The sequence below is a fragment of the Terrabacter sp. Ter38 genome (assembly GCF_024519435.1).
Lineage (GTDB): Bacteria > Actinomycetota > Actinomycetes > Actinomycetales > Dermatophilaceae > Terrabacter.
Map to the genome: position 1 here is coordinate 165292 of NZ_JALJRZ010000002.1, position 16894 is coordinate 182185.

The window sequence follows — 16894 nt, forward strand, 5'->3', positions numbered from 1 at the left end:
GACCCGGCGACCCGGCGACCCGGCGACCCGGCGAACCCCGTCTGCGGTGAGGGCGTGATCCCTCGCCGTGGTCGGGGGTGGCGTCTAGCGTGGTCGGCGTGAGCGCGACACCGAGGGCCACGAACGGGACCAGCCAGATGAGTGGGACGAGCGAGTCGACGCGGGTGGGCGGACCCCACCTCGTCGACGACCTCCTGCGCTACCTGCAGGAGGGGCGCGACGGACTGCTGTGCGCACTCGACGGGCTGGGCGACTACGACGTGCGGCGCCCGATCACGCCGAGCGGCACCAACCTGCTCGGCCTCGTCAAGCACGTCGCCGGCGTCCAGCTGGCCTACCTCGGAGACTCGGTGGGGCGGCCGTCCGGCGAGCGGCTGCCGTGGGTCGAGGACGGCACGATCTGGCACTCGGCCGACATGTGGGCGACGGCCGACGAGTCGCGCGACGAGCTCGTCGGACTCTACGAGCGGGCGGCGACCCATTGCGACGCCGTCGTGCGCGAGCTCGGGCTCGACGCGGCGGCCAGCGTCGCGTGGTGGCCGGAGGAGCGCCGGTCGACGACGCTCGGGTCGCTGCTCGTACGCTGCGTCGCCGAGGTGTCGCAGCACGCCGGGCACGCCGACATCCTGCGCGAGTCGATCGACGGGCGGGGCGGTCGCGACCACGACCACATGGGCGACGACGCGTGGTGGACCGGCTACGTCGCGCGCATCCAGGCCGCCGCCGACGCCCACCGCACGCTGCCGTCCGGTGCCGTGGCCGGTGACGTGGCCCGTGACGTGGTCGCTGACGCAGCCCACCGCGGAGCCGGGTCATGAGCGCCCGCAGGCCCAACATCGTCTTCATGCTGAGCGACGACCACGCCGCCCACGCCATCGGCACCTACGGCTCGGTCGTCAACCGCACGCCGCACATCGACGCGGTCGCGGCGGCCGGCGTACGTCTCGACAACCTCTTCGCGACGAACTCGCTGTGCGCGCCGAGCCGGGCCTCGATCCTCACCGGCACCTACAGCCACGTCAACGGTGTGACGACCCTCGACACGTTCATCGACGCGTCGCAGCCGACCTTCGTCACGGCGCTGCGCGAGGCGGGCTACCGCACTGCATTCGTCGGCAAGTGGCACATGGGGCAGGGCTCGAGCGACGGCGTCGACCACGACCCGCAGGGCTTCGACCGGTGGGACGCCCTCATCGACCAGGGCGAGTACCACGACCCGCGCTTCCTCTCCGCCGACGGGCTGCGCGTCGAGCCGGGCTACGCGACCGACCTCATCACCGACCTCGCCATCGACTGGGTCGAGTCGCTCGACGGCGACGGCGACGGCGACGGCAACGGGGACGACCGGCCGTGGTGCGTGCTCGTGTGGCACAAGGCGCCGCACCGTCCCTGGGAGCCCGACGCCGCCCACGCGGGGATGTATGCCGAGGGCGGGCCGGCCGGGGGCCAGCCGATCCCCGTGCCCCCGACGTTCACCGACGACCTCGCCGGCCGCTCCGACACGGCGCGGCGGGCGGCGATGCGCATCGCCGACCACCTCACCGAGGAGGACCTCAAGGCGCCGGTCCCGCCGGGGCTCTCGGCCGACGAGGAGGCGCTGTGGAAGTACCAGCGCTACATGGAGGACTACCTCGCGTGCGTCGCGTCCGTCGACGACAACGTCGGTCGCCTGACGTCCTGGCTCGCCGACCGCGGCGAGCTCGACGACACGATCGTCGTCTACTCCTCCGACCAGGGCTTCTTCCTCGGCGACCACGGCTGGTTCGACAAGCGCTTCATGTACGAGGAGTCGATCCGGATGCCGTTCGTCCTGTCCTACCCGCGGGCGGTCGCCGCCGGGCAGGCGCTCGACCGGATCGTCACGAACGTCGACATCGCCGCGACCCTGCTCGACGCGGCCGGCGTCGACGTGCCCGAGCGCATGCAGGGCCGGTCCTTCTGGCGCGACCTCACCGATCCGGCTGCGGCACGACGTGATCGGGAGCGCGAGGGCTTCTACTACCGCTACTGGATGCACGACGACCGGAGCCACCAGGTCGGCGCGCACTACGGCTACCGCACGCACCGCTACACGCTGATCTTCTTCTACAACGACGGGCTCGGGCTGCCGGGCTGCTCGGACCGGAGGTTCGCGCAGGAGTGGGAGCTCTACGACCTCGAGGCCGACCCGGAGGAGCTCGTCAACGTCGCCGAGGACCCGGCGTACGCCGCGGTGCGCGACGAGCTGGAGGCGCGGATGTGGCTCGCGCAGCAGCAGGTCGGCGACGATCCGCACCCGGACCAGCCCGTCCCGCGGCTCATCGCGGAGGGCCACCCCCCCACCCGCTGAGCAGCCGGCGGGGCCGCGCGCCTACGCGAGGGCCCTGTCGATGGCGCGGTCGAGGCGACGCAGGGCCTTGCCGCCACGGCGCTCGAGACGGTCTGCGGCGCGCTGCTCGTCGGAGTCGAGGTGGCCGAGGAGGAAGGCCGCCGCGACACCGGCGTCCTCGTCGATGGCCAGGTGCCGCAGGGTCGCCCGGGTGACGACGGCGTCGTGATGGTCGCCGAGAAGGCCCTGCACGTCCGCAGCCCGCTCGGCGACGAGGCCGACCCTGGACCCGGACACCGGCGCCATGGCCTCGGCCGCGTAGCGCAGCCGCTTGGCGGCCTTGCGCACGTCGTGGAGGCAGGCGGACCGCAGCTCGGTGTCACCCGTGGCGAGGGCGTCCTCGGCGAGGTCGGCCCGCTCGCGCACCCGTTTGCCCTCTTTGCGCAGCACCCTGCGCACGACCTTCTTCGCGCCCCGCTCGGCGCCGTCGGTGAGAGGCGGGTGCGTGACGACGCTGTCGAGCAGGGCGATCGCGGCGGCATACCGGCTCGATCCGAGGGTCTCGTCGATGACCTCGTCGGCGGCGGTGGCGTCGAGGTGCAGCCGGGCGCGGAGCCCGGTCACGGCCTCGTCGAGGCCGATGAGGCCGGCGGGGCCGATGTCATCGAGGAGCGTGTCGACGAGGTCCTGGACGACCTCGGCATCGCGCGCCTCCCCGAGGCGCCCGGCCGCCCAGCGCAGCTCGTCGCGGAGCGGCTCGGTGACGGCGGGATCGACGAGCGCGTGGAAGCTGGCGAGGGCGCTGCGGATCCGGCGCATCGCGACCCGGAGGTCGTGGACCCCCTCGGGCTCCCCTGCGCGCACGGCGGCCTCGGCGGTCGCGAAGGCCTCCCGCTGCTCGCGGAGGTGCTCGCTCAGCAGCGACGCGGCGGACGGCATACGCATTGTCTACCCCTCAGCACCGTGGACGTCCCCGCTTCGCGAGATCCTGTGAAGACTCGACAGCCCCTGCCGCTCGGGTCTCGGGAAACGTACAGTCGAGAAGGTGGCACGGGTCACCGCTCCTCCCGCGATCGACACCGCCGTCGCCCCAGGCGCCAGGCTCCTCCTCGGTGTGCCCAGTCGTGCGCCCGACCCGGAGCCCGAGCCTCCCCCACCGCGCCGGTGGCGGCGCGTCCGCGACCGGCTGGCGCGGGTGCCGCGCCGCGCGTGGTGGGGGCTCGTCGCGCTGGCGGTCATCGTCGCGCTCGTCAGTGCGTATGCCGTGACGCGACCTCCGGGCCCGCCCGTCCTCACGCAGCGCGACGTCGACACGAGCGTCCGGCGCGGCATCGAGAGACAGGCGGAGGCGGAGGCCGCCGCGCCGGCCGACGGGTCGGTCGCGCACGCGGCGATCGCGCCGTCGCTCGTCCTCATCGAGACCCGCGACACCGTGGCCGGGGGGGAGCAGGCGGGCAGCGGCGCGGGAGTCGTCGTCAACGAGGACGGCACCGTGCTGACCGCGCTGCACGTCGTCGACGGGTCGACGAACATCACCGTCACGTTCGCCGACGGCACGACCTCGCCGGCGAAGGTCGCGACCGAGAAGCCGGAGAGCGACATCGCGACGCTCACGCCCTCGAAGCTCCCTGAGACCGTCGTGCCCGCCGTGCTCGGCGGCGGCGTGGCGGTCGGGGCGCCGGTCTTCGCCGTCGGCCACCCGCTCGGCCTCACCGACTCGCTCTCGGCGGGCGTCGTGTCGGCGCTCGACCGGACGGTGCGCGTCGAGGGCGACCGCAAGCTCGAGCACCTGATCCAGATCGACGCGGCGGTCAACCCGGGCAACTCTGGCGGGCCGCTGCTCAACAAGGCCGGGCAGGTCGTCGGCATCGTCACGGGGCTCGCGAACCCGACCGACCAGAGCCTCTTCGTCGGCATCGGCTTCGCGGTGCCGATCGCGACGGCGGGAGGGGCCGCGGGCAGCCCGCCCCGCTGAGACCGAGCCTCCGCCGGGAGGTGAGCACACGGCATACGCCGTCGACGGGCGTGATCCAGAAGAAGTACAAGGGCAGGCGTGAACGAGCAGGCGTGGACGAGCAGGCGTGAACCAGGAGGACGGCATGGACGGACAGGCAACCGCTGGTCAGCAGGTCCAGCACGGTCGGCACGCGCTCGAGCAGGCGCTCTACGAGGTGAAGCGGACCATCGTCGGACAGGACGTGCTCGTCGAGCGGATGCTCGTCGCGCTGCTCGCTCGGGGGCACCTGCTCGTCGAGGGCGTGCCGGGGCTGGCCAAGACGATGGCGATCAAGACGCTCGCGCAGGCCATCGGCGGCGACTTCCAGCGCATCCAGTTCACGCCTGACCTCGTGCCGGCCGACCTCGTCGGAACCCGGATCTACAACCAGAGGGACGGCGAGTTCCAGGTCTCGCTCGGGCCGGTCTTCGCCAACCTCGTGCTCGCCGACGAGATCAACCGGGCCCCGGCCAAGGTGCAGAGTGCGCTGCTCGAGGTCATGCAGGAGCGGCAGGTGACGATCGGGCGCGAGACCTTCCCGGCGCCCGACCCGTTCCTCGTCATGGCGACGCAGAACCCCATCGAGTCCGAGGGCACGTATGCGTTGCCCGAGGCCCAGGTCGACCGCTTCATGCTCAAGGTGCTCATCGGATATCCCTCTGCTGCCGAGGAGTTCGTCGTCGTCGAGCGCCAGATCTCGGCGGCGGTGGCGACGGTCACGGTGCTCGACCCGGAGATGCTGCGCGGCTTCCAGCGCGAGGCGGACGCCGTCTACGTCGACCCTGCGGTCATCGAGTACGCCGTCCGGCTGGCCACCGCGACCCGCGAGCCGGCGAGCGTCGGCCGGGACGACCTGGCCCGGCTGCTGACGTACGGCGCGAGCCCGCGCGCGTCGATCAACCTCGTGCTGGCGGCGCGGGCGCTGGCGTTCCTCCGCGGCCGGGACTACGCGCTGCCCGGCGACGTGCGCGACCTCGCGCGGGACGTGCTGCGACACCGGATCGTGCTGTCCTACGAGGCGCTGGCCGAGGACCTCTCGCCCGACGACCTGCTGACGCCACTCCTCGCGGCGGTCCCGGTTCCGACGGCTCCGTTGCGCGAGCGGGCGGCCGGGTCGGCCCCTGTGGCAGGCGCTTTCGGGGCTGGTCCCGATGGCGCGCCGGACGGTGCGGGTGGATCGGGTGGCTCCGGTGGGGACGCGACATGGGCGCGACCCCCACGCTGAGCGCCGAGAGCCTGCTGCGACGCCTCGAGTGGAGGGTGGTGCGGCGGCTCGACGGGCGACTCCAGGGCGACTACCGCACGCTCTTCCGCGGTGCCGGTCTCGACTTCACCGACCTGCGGGAGTACGTGCCGGGCGACGACCTGCGGCACATCGAGTGGAACGTCACGGCGCGGCTCGACGAGCCCTACGTGCGCGAGTTCGTCGAGGACCGCGAGCTGACGGCGTGGCTGCTGCTCGACCACTCGGCGTCGATGGGCTTCGGGCCGGTCGACCGGCAGAAGGACCTCGTGCTGGCCGAGGTGGCGACGACGCTCGCGCACGTGCTGACCCGAGGCGGGAGCCGGGTCGGCGCCATCGTCATGGACACCGGGGTCGACCTCGTCATCCCGCCCGCGCCGGGCCGCAACCAGGTCCTGCGGATCGCGAAGACGCTGCTCGACCGGCGCGAGGCCCGAGCCCCCCTCCTGGACCGTCGCACCGCCACGAGCCGGGACCGTGGGGCGTCGACCCTCCGTCGTGGCGTACGCCGGGTGCTGGGTCGCTCGGGGCAGGCCGGCGTCCCAGCCCCCTCCGGGACCGTCACGGATCTCGGAGTCCTGCTCGCGGCGGCATACGGCATCGCCCGGCGGCGGTCACTCGTGCTCGTGGTGTCCGACTTCATCTCGGCGGACGGGTGGGAGGCGCCGCTGTCCCGGCTGGCGCGGCGACACGAGGTCGTCGCCATCCAGGTCGTCGACCCGCGCGAGAGCGAGCTGCCCGACGTGGGCGGCGTCTACGTCGAGGACGCGGAGACGGGTGAGCAGATCTTCGTCGACACGAGCGACGTCGCGTTCCGGGCCCGGCTCGCCGCGGCTGCGGAGTCGCGGCAGTCCGACCTCGAGGCGCGGACGCGCAAGGCCGGCGTCGACCTCTACCCGGTGCGGACCGACGACGACCTCGTGCGGTCGCTGCTGCGGATCTCCGAGCTGAGGCGGAGGCGACGGCGATGAGGTGGCTGCGATGAGGTGGCTGCGATGAGCGAGCTGTCGCTGGCGTGGCCGTGGGCGCTGGCGGGGCTGCTCGTGGTGCCCGTGCTCCTCGTCGGCTACCAGCGGGTGCTGCGCGCGCAGGAAGCGCGGCGGGCGGCGCTGGCAGCGGACGGGCTCGTCATCCCCGCGCCGACGCGGTCGCGGTGGCACCACTTGGGCCCGGCGCTGCTCATCGCGGCGCTGGCGGTCATGGTGCTGTCCCTGACGCGGCCGGTGGCATCGGTCGCGGAGCCGCACCGGGAGGGCACGGTCGTGCTCGCGTTCGACGTCTCGAACAGCATGGCGGCGACCGACGTGAAGCCGTCGCGGCTCGAGGCGGCGAAGGCTGCGGCGCGGTCCTTCGTCGAGAAGCAGCCGGCGTCCGTGCGGATCGCCGTGGTCGCCTTCGGCGGGACGGGGCTCGTGACGCAGCGGCCGACCCTGGACCGGGCGGCCGTGCTGGCGGCGGTGGCGCGGCTCAAGCCGGCCGGCGACACGTCGCTGAGCGACGGGATCCTCGGCGGACTGAGCGCGATCGTCGGCAAGCCGGTCAAGGCGCCTGGGGACGCCGAGAAGGGGACGGACGAGGAGACGCCGATCGGCTACCACGGGGGGACGGCGATCGTGCTGCTCACCGACGGCGAGGACACGACGGACGACGGGCCTTCCGGCGCGGCGGAGCTCGCGTCGGCGGCAGGGGTGCGGATCGAGCCGATCGGGCTGGGGACGCCGGCGGGGACGACGATCACGGTCGACGGCTTCAGCATCGCGACGGCGCTCGACGAATCGCCCCTGCGGGCGATCGCGGAGACGACCGGCGGGACGTACCGCCGGGCGTCGGACGCTGCGTCCCTGGCTGCCGTGTACGACGCGGTCGAGCTGCAGTGGACGACGCGGACGGTCCCCCACGAGGTGACGTCGTGGGTGGCTGCGTTCGCTGCGTTGCTGCTGCTCGGCGGGGCGACGGTGTCGGTGCTCCGGCGGGGGCGGGTGGTCTGACGTGTCGTTCGGAGTGCCGCTCCTGCTCGTGACGCTGGTCTTCGTGCCCGTGCTGCTCGGGGTCTACGTGTGGCAGCTGCGGCGTCGGCGGAGGCAGGCGGTGCGCTACTCGAACGTCGCGCTGCTGCGAGCAGCGGGCGCGGGGTCGGCGTCGTGGAAGCGGCACGTGCCCATAGCGCTGGTGCTCGGGGCTCTCGGGCTGCTCGGGCTGGCGAGCGCGCGGCCGACGGTGCGGGCTGAGGTGCCGACGTCGAGCGCGACGATCATCCTGGCCCTCGACGTGTCGGGGTCGATGTGCGCGACGGACGTGTCCCCGAACCGGCTGAGTGCGGCGCAGGCGGCGGTGCGGTCGTTCGTCGAGGGGCAGGACGACGAGACGAAGGTCGGGCTCGTCGTCTTCTCGGGGTTCGCGCAGCTCGCGGTGGCGCCGACCGCTGACCGGGACGAGCTGTTGTCGGCCATCGACGCGGTGACGACGGGGCGCGGGACGACGATCGGTGCGGCGATCCTGCGGTCCATCGACGCGATCGCCGAGCTGGACCCGAACGTGGCCCCGGCCGATGCGGTGGACGAGCCATCGACGGACGGGCCGGGTCTGGCTGGCCCGACTCCTGCGCCGACGCCCCCGGGTGGGGGAGGTGGGGCCGGGAGCGGTGGGCCCGTGGACGTGGCCCCGGAGATCATCGTGCTGCTGACGGACGGAGCGAACACGCGAGGCGTGACGCCGGGGGAGGCGGCGGCTCAGGCCGCAGCGCGGGGAGTGCGCGTCTATCCGATCGGCTTCGGCACGACGAACCCGACGCAGATGGCGTGCACGATCGACCAGTACGGCGGCTTCCAGCCCCGGGCGCGCGACTTCGGTGGTCCGGGCGGCGGGACGTTGGGCGGTCGCAACTTCCTCGTGGTCGACGAAGGGGCGCTCAAGGGGGTGGCCCAGACGACGGGTGGCGAGTACTTCGCCGCGACCGATGCCGACGGCCTGACCAAGGTCCTCGCCGACCTCCCCAAGCACGTGACGGTCACCGAGCAGGACGTCGACCTCAGCGCCGCGGCCGGCGTCCTGGCCGCAGCGCTCCTCCTCGCAGGCCTGGTCCTCTCACTTCGCCGCTCGACACCCTGAGGCGCTACGAAACCTGAGGCGCTTCGAAGACTCAGGCACCGTGAGACGTGGACGCGAAGCCCGTGGCCCGTTCGGTCGGGCTGGGTGGCCCGTCAGCCGACCAGCTCCTGGAGGTGGACGCCATGGTCCGTGGCGATCAGCTCGGCGGCCTTCTCGCCGATCATGATGGCGGCAGCGTTGGTGTTGCCGCTGACGACGTTCGGCATCACGCTCGCATCGGCCACGCGCAGGGCCTCGATGCCGTGCACCCGCAGCCGCGGGTCCACGACCTCACCGATCCGGCACGTCGAGGTCGCGTGGTAGACGGTCAGCGCGTAGTGGCGGGCAAGGTCCTCCAGCAACGCGTCGCTCGGCTCGGAGCCCGACGTGTGACCGTGGGCCCGCGCCAGGTGGGGCGGGATGACCGGCTCACCGAGGCCCCCTCCGGGCCAGGCCTTCGCGATCTCGAGGGCACGGCGCATGACGGCGACCATGACCGTCACGTCGTGCGGGTCGCCGAAGTAGTTGAACCCGATCCGCGGTGGGACCGCGGGGTCCGCACTGGCCAGTGTCACCGAACCCTCCGAGTGGGGTTGTACGGGATTGGGCAGCAGGACGACCTGGCCGCGCGTCGGGTCGAGGAAGGACTCCGGGTCCTCGAAGAACGCCGACGGCGGGAGTCGGAAGACGCCCTCCCAGATCGCCGGCGTGTAGCCGGTCGCGAGGAAGCCGATCTGTGCGTCGTGGGTGTGCTCGTCGCCGAGACCGGTCGAGTAGAACGCGACGGCGTCGTAGAGGGAGGACGATGCGATGCCGCGGCCGGTGGTGAACCACTCGCCGATGCGGCGCTCGGCCTCGGCCTTGGCAGCAGCCAGGGGCTCGGGGAGGTCGACATCGTCGGCGGGATCGGCCGGGAGCGGTCCGGCCGGGGCCCGCAGCGCGTCCGGCCCCAGGGACAGGGCGACCTCGGTCATCGACTCGCCGATGCCGTCGGCGGCAAACATCAAGGGCGTGTGGAGGTGGTCCTTGAGGTGACGCCCGACGTCCGGGAGGTCGACGACGCAGTCCATCCCGACGGCGGCGAGCTCGTCGCGGGGCCCGACACCCGAGAGCAGCAGGATGTGCGGCGACCCGATGGCGCCCGCGCACAGCACCACTTCCGTGCCCGCGGACACCTCCTCGTCGGCGCCGTCCTCGGTGCGGTAGGCGACCCCGGTGGCGCGGGGCGCCTCCCCGTCCGCCCCGATCAGGATCCGCTCGACGAGCGCGCCGGTGACGACGGTGAGGTTCGGCCGCTCCATCGCAGGTTCGAGGTAGGCGTGGAAGGTCGAGCTGCGCCGGCCGTCCTTCGTCGTCGTCGTCTGGAAGAGCGAGGCCACCCCCTGGGGTTCGAGGCGGTCGCGACCGTTGTAGTCACCCTGTTTCAGGCCCGCGGCGCCCGCAGCCTCGACGAACTGGGTCGAGGCGCGGAGGATCGGTTGGCGCACCGACACACCCACCGGCCCGTCGTGGCCGTGCACGTCGAGGTCGGAGTGCAGTTCGGGGCTGTCCACGAAGCCCTCCGCCTTGCGGAAGTAGGGCAGCACCTCGTCGTAGGACCAGCCCTCCGCGCCACCGGCGGCCCACGCGTCGAAGTCGCCGGGGTGCCCTCGCACGTATGCCATGTAGTTGAGGCCGGATGTGCCGCCGAGCATCCTCCCCCGCGGCACCATCATCTGGCCGCCGACGAGGCCCTTTCCGACTCCCCCGGGGTCGCCGTTGTACATCCAGTCGGTCGCGGGGTCGTTCTGCAGGCTCGCGACAGCTGCCGGCACGAGCTCCGCGGGCGGCGGCGGGCCGCCGGCCTCGAGCAGGCACACCGTGACATCCGAGTCCTCGCTCAGCCGGGCAGCCACGACGGCGCCCGCCGATCCCGCCCCCACGATCACGTAGTCGTACGTCGATCCCATCGTTACCACCTCGTCGTGGTGCCTCGCCGTGTGGCGGGGACGGTCTCGCCACGCAACCACACTCCCGGAGGCGAGACAAGGGAGCCCGCGCCCCGGCCCAGCGGACGGCGGCCACGGGCCAGCGAGTCACTCAGTCAGTGAGTCAGTGAGTCAGTGAGTCAGTGAGTCAGTGAGTCAGTGAGTCAGTGAGTCAGTGAGTCAGTGAGTCGGTGAGTCGGTGAGTCGGTGAGTCGGTGAGTCGTGAGTCAGTGAGTCGTGAGTCAGTGAGTCAGTGGAGGGTCTCGTGGTGGTGGCACATCTCGACGAACGTCGCGATGCGCGCGGCCCGGGTCCCTGGCCTCTTGGCGTCGCCGATGCGGTAGAGGATCGCGTAGCGGTTGGCGCCCGTGAGTGTCTCGAAGAACGCCTTGGCTTCCGGATCGGCAGCGAGCGCGACGGCCAGGTCGTCGGGGACGGTCGCGCTCTTCTGGCCGGCATAGGCTGCCGCCCAGCGGCCGTCGGTCTTCGCCGCGTCGACCTGGGCCTGCCCGGCCGGGCGCATGCGACCGGCCGTGATCAACGCCTCGGCCTTGTCCCGGTTGATCTGCGACCACGTGCTCCGCGCCCTTCGCGGGGTGAACCTCTGCAACCAGTGGGACTCGTCGTAGCCCCTCTTCTGCCCGTTGATCCAGCCGTGACAGAGGGCGACGTCGAGCGCCTCGGGGTAGGTGACCGTCTCGGCTGCCCCTGCCTTGCCGATCTTGAGCCAGAAGCCGCGGCGGTCGGCGTCGTGCTCGTCGAACCAGGCCTCGCAGTCAGGGACGGTGGCGAACGAGATCACCGGCTCTCCGGCCACCGCCTCAGCCGTCTGCACCTCGCTCTCCTCATCAGACATGCAGCCCTCCTGTCATCGCCCACCGACGGGGTGGTCGGCTGCCGCGGGGCGCCACGGCTCGTGCTGGTGCGAGAGCCAGACCTCGTCGGGGGCGAGCGTCCGGATCAGCCGCTGGCCCTCGGTGCGCGGATGGTCCAGCTCGTCGAAGAAGACCGCCGTGTCACCGGCGATGACGACGGAGCGGTCGCCCGTCTGGACGACCACGACCTGCGAGCCGCGCGTGTGGCCGGGCGTGGACACGAGCCGGACACCGGGCAGCAGCTCGAGCGTGGCGTCGACGGTCTCGTAGTGCACTCCGGGTGCCTCGACCCACTCGCGGATCGTGTAGTCGTCCTGGGTCCGCGCGTCATCCAGCTCCGCACTCTGGACGTACACGGGCTTGCCGGCGAAGAGGTGGTTGCCACCGCAGTGGTCGAAGTGCAGATGGGTGTTGACCACGATGTCGATTCCGGCCAGGTCGAAGCCGGCCTGCTCGCTCAGTGGAGTCAGCCGAGGATCCATGTCGTCGACGGCAGGGTGCAGCTGCGTCATGCCGGTGTCGACCAGCACGCGCGCGTCGGGATGGTCGACGACGTGCACGTAGACCGGCATCCGTTCGCCGCCGGCGAGCAGCTCGGCGACGAGCACCGGCGTGACCGTCACCGTCGAGAGCCCGCCTACCGACGCCTCGCTCTTCTCGTCCAGTGGATCACCCATGGCGCAAGTCTGGGGCAGAGCGGCGGACGACGGTGGCCAAGTGCCGAAGTCGGCCACCGTCGCTCGCCGATGCGTGCAGCGTCAGTCGCCGGGCGCGTCCGGGCCGTCGGAGATCTGGCGCAGGGTCGAGATCACGGTGACCTCGGGCCAGTGCTCGGCGTGCAGCTCGGCGAACTTCCGCTGGTCGGCCACGGCCTCCTCGACGGTGTCGTACTGCATGATCGACCACCCGCCGATGACCTCCTTGGACTCGGCGTACGGTCCGTCGTGCTGGGTGATCTCGCCCTGGCTGACGACGAAGTTCACGGCGTCCTCCGTCCCGTACAACCCGCCGCCGTCGAGGAACACGCCCGCGGCGGCCCGCTCGCCGATGTGGACGTCCATCGCGTCGAACAGCGCCTGCGGCGGCGTCCCGATCCCCTCTTCCATCCTCACGAACCCCATGAAACGCGGCATGTCGATCACTCCTCCTGGTTGCTGTGGTGTCCTTCGTACTCGTACGTCGACCGGCCGGGCAGGTCCTCGACACGCACCTCGAGAATTCTTGGGATGCCCAGAATGATCCGCTCCGCCACGCCCCGACGGTGTCGTCACCCAGCACTAGAGTCGGCACGGTCGCCGAGCACCTGCCTCGCGGCGACGACCGGCGAGCGCCTGGACCATCACGGAGGACACCGATGTCACGCACCCGGATCCACAACTTCTCGATCTCCCTCGACGGCTTCGCCACCGGCGAGCCGCAGTCCCTCGAGACCCCCTTCGGCCACGCGGGCCAGAGGCTCCACCAGTGGATGATGCGCACCGAGTACTGGGACCCCGAGGGCACCGACGGGGTCGACCACGCGTACGCCCAGCGCCACGGCCCCGGCATCGGAGCGGAGATCATGGGCGCCAACAAGTTCGGCCCGCCCGGCTGGCCGGACGACCCGGACTGGAAGGGATGGTGGGGCCCCAACCCGCCCTTCCACACGCCGGTCTTCGTCCTCACCCACCACGCCCGCCCCTCCCTCGAGATGGAGGGCGGCACCGTCTTCCACTTCATCGAGGCCACCCCGGCCGAGGCGCTCGAGACGGCCCGCGCGGCCGCCGACGGCCAGGACATCCGGATCGGTGGTGGTGCCACCGTCGTTCGCGACTTCCTGACCGCAGGGCTCGTCGACCACATGCACCTCGTCCAGGTCCCGATCGTCCTCGGCCGCGGCGTCCGACTCTGGGACGGCCTCGAGGGCGTCGAGGAGGGCTTCGACATCGAGACCGTCGCCTCCCCGACCGGTGTCACGCACTTCACCTTCACCCGCAAGGCGTCGTGAGGTCACGTCCCACGCGGACCCGGGCACCCGGCATACGCCATCGGTGGGGGTGACGCGTCCAAACGGGCACTGGCAGGCTGGCTGCATGATCCTGCCGAAGGTGCGCGACCCGCGCCTCGTGACGATCCGCCGTGGCGGACTGCTCACCGACGCGGATCATCGGCTGCTGTCGCTGTGGGCCGCCACGTGCGCTGAGCACGTGCTGCATCTCTTCGAGGCGGAGGCGTCGTCGGACACTCGCCCTCGGGACGCGATCGATGCGGCTCGGGCGTGGGCCCGCGGCGAGATGAGGATGATGGATGCGCGAGCCCGCGGTGGGCTTGCGATGGGGGCCGCCCGGCCGCTGCAGGGAGCGGCCCGGTTTGCGGCCTACGCTGCCGGCCAGGCAGCCTGCGTGGGCCACGTGGCCGAGCACGACCTGGGCGCCTCCGCGTACGCGATCAAGGCCGCTCGCGCTGCACACCCCCACGCGGTCGACGCCGGAAGGCTCGAGCGTGACTGGCAGCGGGACCAGCTCGACGCCCGGGTCCGCGCACTCGTCCTCGACGACCAGGTCCGCCGGAACGCCATCTGCTGGGGCGTCTTCGCGGACTGACGATGCCAGGCCCCCGGCACCGGCGAGGCGGCAACGGGCCCACGCCACACGGCATCGGTCGCGGTGACGCGGCTAGCGTGTGGGCCGTGACGACAGACCTGACGGCAGACGAGACCACCGGCCACGCCGCGATCCAGGGGATGGTCGACGCGTTCTTCGGGGCGTTCGTCTCGGGGCCCGGCTGCGCCGAGCGGATGAGCCTGCTGCGCGGGCTGCTGCTCCCGCAGGCCGTCATCGTGCGGACGTGCGGGAGGGAGCCTGCGGTCATGGGGATCGAGGACTTCATCGCGCCTCGCGAGGCGCTGCTGACCGAGGGCGCGCTCACCGACTTCCGCGAGTGGCCCGTCACGGGGCGCATCGAGGTCTTCGGCGACATCGCGCACTGGTTCGGCAGCTACGCGAAGGCCGGCACGCAGGAGGGCGAGCCGTTCACCGGTCGAGGGATGAAGACGATCCAGTTCGTCCGCGTCGCCGACGGCTGGCGGATCAGCGCGGCCGCCTGGGACGACGAGCGCGAGGGCCTGACCCTGCCGACCGCTGCCGGGTGAGCCCACCCGGATCCAGCCGGCGCCCCGGTGCGGTTCACTGGAGAGCGTGGCTGCGCAGCGCCTCGGGACGGCGTCCCTGACCGACGGGACGCGGGTCGCGTATGCCGCCACCGGCAGCGGTCCGTTCCTCGTCGCCGCCCCCGGATGGCTGAGCCACCTCGAGATGGGGTGGGCCATCCCGGCCGAGCGTATGTTCCACGAGGCGCTGTCGTCGGGGCGCACGCTCGTGCGCTACGACCGCCCGGGCTGCGGGCTCTCCGACGCCTACGACGGCCCCCGCACCATGGACCTCGAGGTCGCGACGATCGCTGCCGTGACCGAGGCGGTCGGCGCCGAGCGCTTCGACCTGCTCGGCTGGTCGCTCGGGGCGGCGGCGGCGGTGCAGTGGGCCGCCGAGCAGCCGGACACCGTCTCGCGCCTCGTGCTCTACGGCGGCTGGCCCGCCGGGAGCTCCATCGGCGACGACGACAGCCGCCAGCACGTGCTCGGCCTGCTGGCCACGCACTGGGGACTCGGGTCCGACCTGCTCACCGAGGTGTTCGCCCCCGATGCGGACGCGGGCACGCGGCGCATCCTCGCTCGCTACCAACGCGCTGCCTCCTCGGCCGAGACGGCCGTCGCGCTGCTGCGGCTCGCCTACGAGCTCGACGTCAGCCCGCTCCTCGCGCAGGTGTGTGCGCCGACACTCGTGCTGCACCGGCAGGGCGACCGGGCGGCCCCCGTGGCCGGGGGACACGCTCTCGCACAGGCGATCCCGGGCGCCGAGCTCGTCGAGCTCGAGGGCCGCTCGCACCTGCCCGCCATCGGCGATGCCCAGTCGGTCGTCGTCGAGGTGCGGCGCTTCCTCGGCCTGCCGACGCTGCGCCGGGCGGTCCCGACCGGGCTGACGACGCGCCAGACCGAGGTCGCAGCCCTGGTCGCCGAGGGCCTGACGAACCGCCAGATCGCCGACCGACTCGGCATCACCGAGCGGTCCGCCGAGTCGCACCTCGAGCGAATCCGGCTGCGCCTCGGATTCAGCTCCCGCGCGCAGGTGGCCGCCTGGTACGTCGCGCGCACCCCGTAGAAGGAGACCCCCGAGAAGTGGGGTAGTTCCACGGCTGTGCTGCGGACTGGCCGTGGAGAGCATGAAGAGATGACCCGACGCATCGTGCACCTCGCCGTCTCTGCCGCCGCCTGGTGCGGCTTCGTCGCCATCACCGTGTGGACGATGGCCTTTCTCGCCGGTGTGCTGCTCCCCCGCACCGTCGACGGCCCGGCCCGCACGAGCACCGGCTGGGCCGTCACCATCGACCTCGCCCTCCTGCTGCTCTTCGCGCTCCAGCACTCGGTGATGGCGCGCCGCCCGGCGAAGGCCTGGCTCCGGCGCCGGGTCCCGGCCGAGCTCGAGCGCACCACCTACGTGCTCGCCACCGACGTGTGCCTCGCCCTCCTGCTGGCGCTGTGGCAACCGTGGGACCAGGTCGTCTGGCACGTCGAGGGGCTGGCGGCATACGCCCTCTGGTCGCTGTGCGCGGCGGGCTGGGCCCTCGCGATCGCGGCGACCTTCGCCGTCGACCACCTCGAGCTGATCGGGCTCCGGCATGCAGGCTGGGGTGCCCGGACGACCCTGTCCGACGACGCACCCACGGCGCTGCAGGTCAGCGGGCTCCACGCGATCGTGCGGCATCCGTTGATGACCGGGATGGTGCTGGCGTTCTGGGCGACCCCGCGGATGAGCGCGCCCCACCTGCTCTTCGCCGTCGCCGCGACCGGCTACATCGCCGTCGGGATCACCTTCGAGGAGCGCGACCTCCGCCGCACGTTCGGGGCGGACTACGACGCGTATGCCGCCCGGGTCCCCGCGCTCGTGCCGGGGCTCCGGCTGGGGCGGGCGGTGCACGTGGTGGCACCCTCAGGGCGCGACCGGGCCTGACCACCGCGCGGTCGACGCAGCAGTCACTCGCCGCGGATGCGATCCGGCTTGAGGAGCACGAGGGCCAGCGCGACGAGCAGACCGGCGACGATGCCGACGACGAGCCCGCGGCCGACGTCCTGGGTCAGCGCGCCGCCCATGAGCCCGGCGAGCGCCCCGATCGACGCGCACCCGGTGAACGTCGCGACCACCTTGGCCCAGAAGGGCGCCTGCACCTCACCTGCCATGCCGCCACAGTAGTCGCGTCCGTGCCCGGGTCCCGGCGATGGCGTATGCGTGGGCGACCGTCGCGGCGCACGCTGGGCACGATGCCTACGACGGCACACTGCGGTCGGGTGCCGAGGACGGGTGGCGCGGATGCGTGGCGAGGATG

The 16894-nt window shown here is 72.5% G+C and carries 18 protein-coding genes; 12 read left to right on the forward strand and 6 right to left on the reverse strand.

The window, feature by feature from the left end; genetic code table 11:
• The first annotated feature begins 98 nt into the window (after positions 1–98).
• On the forward strand, positions 99–818 hold the full coding sequence (locus NR112_RS05655; protein ID WP_256793015.1) for a DinB family protein: 720 nt from the start codon (positions 99–101) through the stop codon (positions 816–818).
• Complete coding sequence (locus NR112_RS05660) at positions 815–2329, forward strand: sulfatase (protein WP_256793016.1); 1515 nt, start codon at positions 815–817, stop codon at positions 2327–2329. The genes NR112_RS05655 and NR112_RS05660 overlap by 4 nt, the downstream gene beginning before the upstream one ends.
• Before the next feature lie 21 nt (positions 2330–2350).
• Here the strand turns inward: NR112_RS05660 and NR112_RS05665 are convergent, their stop codons facing one another.
• The gene (locus tag NR112_RS05665; protein ID WP_256793017.1) at positions 2351–3253 is read right to left on the reverse strand and encodes a CHAD domain-containing protein; all 903 of its coding nucleotides are present in this window, start codon (positions 3251–3253) and stop codon (positions 2351–2353) included.
• A 100-nt stretch (positions 3254–3353) separates the two neighbouring features.
• Between NR112_RS05665 and NR112_RS05670 the strand changes: the two genes are divergently transcribed.
• The 5 genes from NR112_RS05670 (at position 3354) to NR112_RS05690 (ending at position 8655) form a co-directional block, all read left to right on the forward strand.
• Complete coding sequence (locus NR112_RS05670; RefSeq protein WP_256793018.1) at positions 3354–4283, forward strand: S1C family serine protease; 930 nt, start codon at positions 3354–3356, stop codon at positions 4281–4283.
• Positions 4284–4407: 124 nt separating this feature from the next.
• Positions 4408–5529: a MoxR family ATPase gene (locus tag NR112_RS05675; protein WP_256793019.1), complete on the forward strand. Its 1122-nt coding sequence runs from the start codon at positions 4408–4410 to the stop codon at positions 5527–5529.
• Positions 5508–6518 (forward strand): DUF58 domain-containing protein, encoded by a 1011-nt coding sequence (locus NR112_RS05680; RefSeq protein WP_256793020.1) that lies wholly within the window; start codon positions 5508–5510, stop codon positions 6516–6518. The genes NR112_RS05675 and NR112_RS05680 overlap by 22 nt, the downstream gene beginning before the upstream one ends.
• 24 nt (positions 6519–6542) lie before the next feature.
• Positions 6543–7535, forward strand: coding sequence for a VWA domain-containing protein (locus NR112_RS05685; RefSeq protein ID WP_256793021.1), 993 nt, complete (start codon positions 6543–6545; stop codon positions 7533–7535).
• 1 nt (position 7536) lies between these two features.
• Positions 7537–8655: a VWA domain-containing protein gene (locus tag NR112_RS05690; RefSeq protein WP_256793022.1), complete on the forward strand. Its 1119-nt coding sequence runs from the start codon at positions 7537–7539 to the stop codon at positions 8653–8655.
• Between the two features lie 92 nt (positions 8656–8747).
• On the opposite strand, the gene NR112_RS05695 is transcribed toward NR112_RS05690, so the two are convergent.
• The 4 genes from NR112_RS05695 to NR112_RS05710 form a co-directional block, all read right to left on the reverse strand.
• Positions 8748–10583 carry a GMC family oxidoreductase gene (locus tag NR112_RS05695; RefSeq protein WP_256793023.1) on the reverse strand — a complete coding sequence of 612 codons (1836 nt, stop codon included), beginning with the start codon at positions 10581–10583 and terminating at the stop codon, positions 8748–8750.
• 268 nt (positions 10584–10851) lie between these two features.
• Entirely contained in the window at positions 10852–11457 is a 606-nt protein-coding gene (locus NR112_RS05700) for a YdeI family protein (RefSeq protein WP_256793024.1), read from the reverse strand.
• A 12-nt stretch (positions 11458–11469) separates the two neighbouring features.
• Positions 11470–12153 (reverse strand): MBL fold metallo-hydrolase, encoded by a 684-nt coding sequence (locus tag NR112_RS05705; protein WP_256793025.1) that lies wholly within the window; start codon positions 12151–12153, stop codon positions 11470–11472.
• Between the two features lie 81 nt (positions 12154–12234).
• Positions 12235–12609, reverse strand: a complete 375-nt coding sequence (locus tag NR112_RS05710) for a YciI family protein (protein ID WP_256793026.1) — start codon at positions 12607–12609, stop codon at positions 12235–12237.
• A 221-nt stretch (positions 12610–12830) separates the two neighbouring features.
• Between NR112_RS05710 and NR112_RS05715 the strand changes: the two genes are divergently transcribed.
• The 5 genes from NR112_RS05715 (at position 12831) to NR112_RS05735 (ending at position 16521) form a co-directional block, all read left to right on the forward strand.
• The gene (locus NR112_RS05715; RefSeq protein ID WP_256793027.1) at positions 12831–13463 is read left to right on the forward strand and encodes a dihydrofolate reductase family protein; all 633 of its coding nucleotides are present in this window, start codon (positions 12831–12833) and stop codon (positions 13461–13463) included.
• 85 nt (positions 13464–13548) lie between these two features.
• The gene (locus NR112_RS05720) at positions 13549–14058 is read left to right on the forward strand and encodes a putative immunity protein (RefSeq protein WP_256793028.1); all 510 of its coding nucleotides are present in this window, start codon (positions 13549–13551) and stop codon (positions 14056–14058) included.
• A gap of 86 nt (positions 14059–14144) precedes the next feature.
• Complete coding sequence (locus NR112_RS05725; RefSeq protein WP_256793029.1) at positions 14145–14606, forward strand: DUF4440 domain-containing protein; 462 nt, start codon at positions 14145–14147, stop codon at positions 14604–14606.
• A 46-nt stretch (positions 14607–14652) separates the two neighbouring features.
• On the forward strand, positions 14653–15672 hold the full coding sequence (locus tag NR112_RS05730; RefSeq protein ID WP_256793030.1) for an alpha/beta fold hydrolase: 1020 nt from the start codon (positions 14653–14655) through the stop codon (positions 15670–15672).
• A 69-nt stretch (positions 15673–15741) separates the two neighbouring features.
• On the forward strand, positions 15742–16521 hold the full coding sequence (locus NR112_RS05735) for an isoprenylcysteine carboxylmethyltransferase family protein (protein WP_256793031.1): 780 nt from the start codon (positions 15742–15744) through the stop codon (positions 16519–16521).
• Between the two features lie 23 nt (positions 16522–16544).
• Here the strand turns inward: NR112_RS05735 and NR112_RS05740 are convergent, their stop codons facing one another.
• Entirely contained in the window at positions 16545–16748 is a 204-nt protein-coding gene (locus NR112_RS05740) for a hypothetical protein (protein ID WP_256793032.1), read from the reverse strand.
• Between the last annotated feature and the right edge of the window lie 146 nt (positions 16749–16894).

Excerpts from the sequence above, each read along its gene's own strand:
- NR112_RS05660 (WP_256793016.1), top strand. The coding sequence starts at position 815 with ATGAGCGCCCGCAGGCCCAACATCGTCTTCATGCTGAGCGACGACCAC.
- NR112_RS05665 (WP_256793017.1), bottom strand. The coding sequence starts at position 3,253 with ATGCGTATGCCGTCCGCCGCGTCGCTGCTGAGCGAGCACCTCCGCGAG.
- NR112_RS05675 (WP_256793019.1), top strand. The coding sequence starts at position 4,408 with ATGGACGGACAGGCAACCGCTGGTCAGCAGGTCCAGCACGGTCGGCAC.
- NR112_RS05680 (WP_256793020.1), top strand. The coding sequence starts at position 5,508 with ATGGGCGCGACCCCCACGCTGAGCGCCGAGAGCCTGCTGCGACGCCTC.
- NR112_RS05685 (WP_256793021.1), top strand. The coding sequence starts at position 6,543 with ATGAGCGAGCTGTCGCTGGCGTGGCCGTGGGCGCTGGCGGGGCTGCTC.
- NR112_RS05695 (WP_256793023.1), bottom strand. The coding sequence starts at position 10,583 with ATGGGATCGACGTACGACTACGTGATCGTGGGGGCGGGATCGGCGGGC.
- NR112_RS05700 (WP_256793024.1), bottom strand. The coding sequence starts at position 11,457 with ATGTCTGATGAGGAGAGCGAGGTGCAGACGGCTGAGGCGGTGGCCGGA.
- NR112_RS05705 (WP_256793025.1), bottom strand. The coding sequence starts at position 12,153 with ATGGGTGATCCACTGGACGAGAAGAGCGAGGCGTCGGTAGGCGGGCTC.
- NR112_RS05710 (WP_256793026.1), bottom strand. The coding sequence starts at position 12,609 with ATGCCGCGTTTCATGGGGTTCGTGAGGATGGAAGAGGGGATCGGGACG.
- NR112_RS05715 (WP_256793027.1), top strand. The coding sequence starts at position 12,831 with ATGTCACGCACCCGGATCCACAACTTCTCGATCTCCCTCGACGGCTTC.
- NR112_RS05720 (WP_256793028.1), top strand. The coding sequence starts at position 13,549 with ATGATCCTGCCGAAGGTGCGCGACCCGCGCCTCGTGACGATCCGCCGT.
- NR112_RS05735 (WP_256793031.1), top strand. The coding sequence starts at position 15,742 with ATGACCCGACGCATCGTGCACCTCGCCGTCTCTGCCGCCGCCTGGTGC.
- NR112_RS05740 (WP_256793032.1), bottom strand. The coding sequence starts at position 16,748 with ATGGCAGGTGAGGTGCAGGCGCCCTTCTGGGCCAAGGTGGTCGCGACG.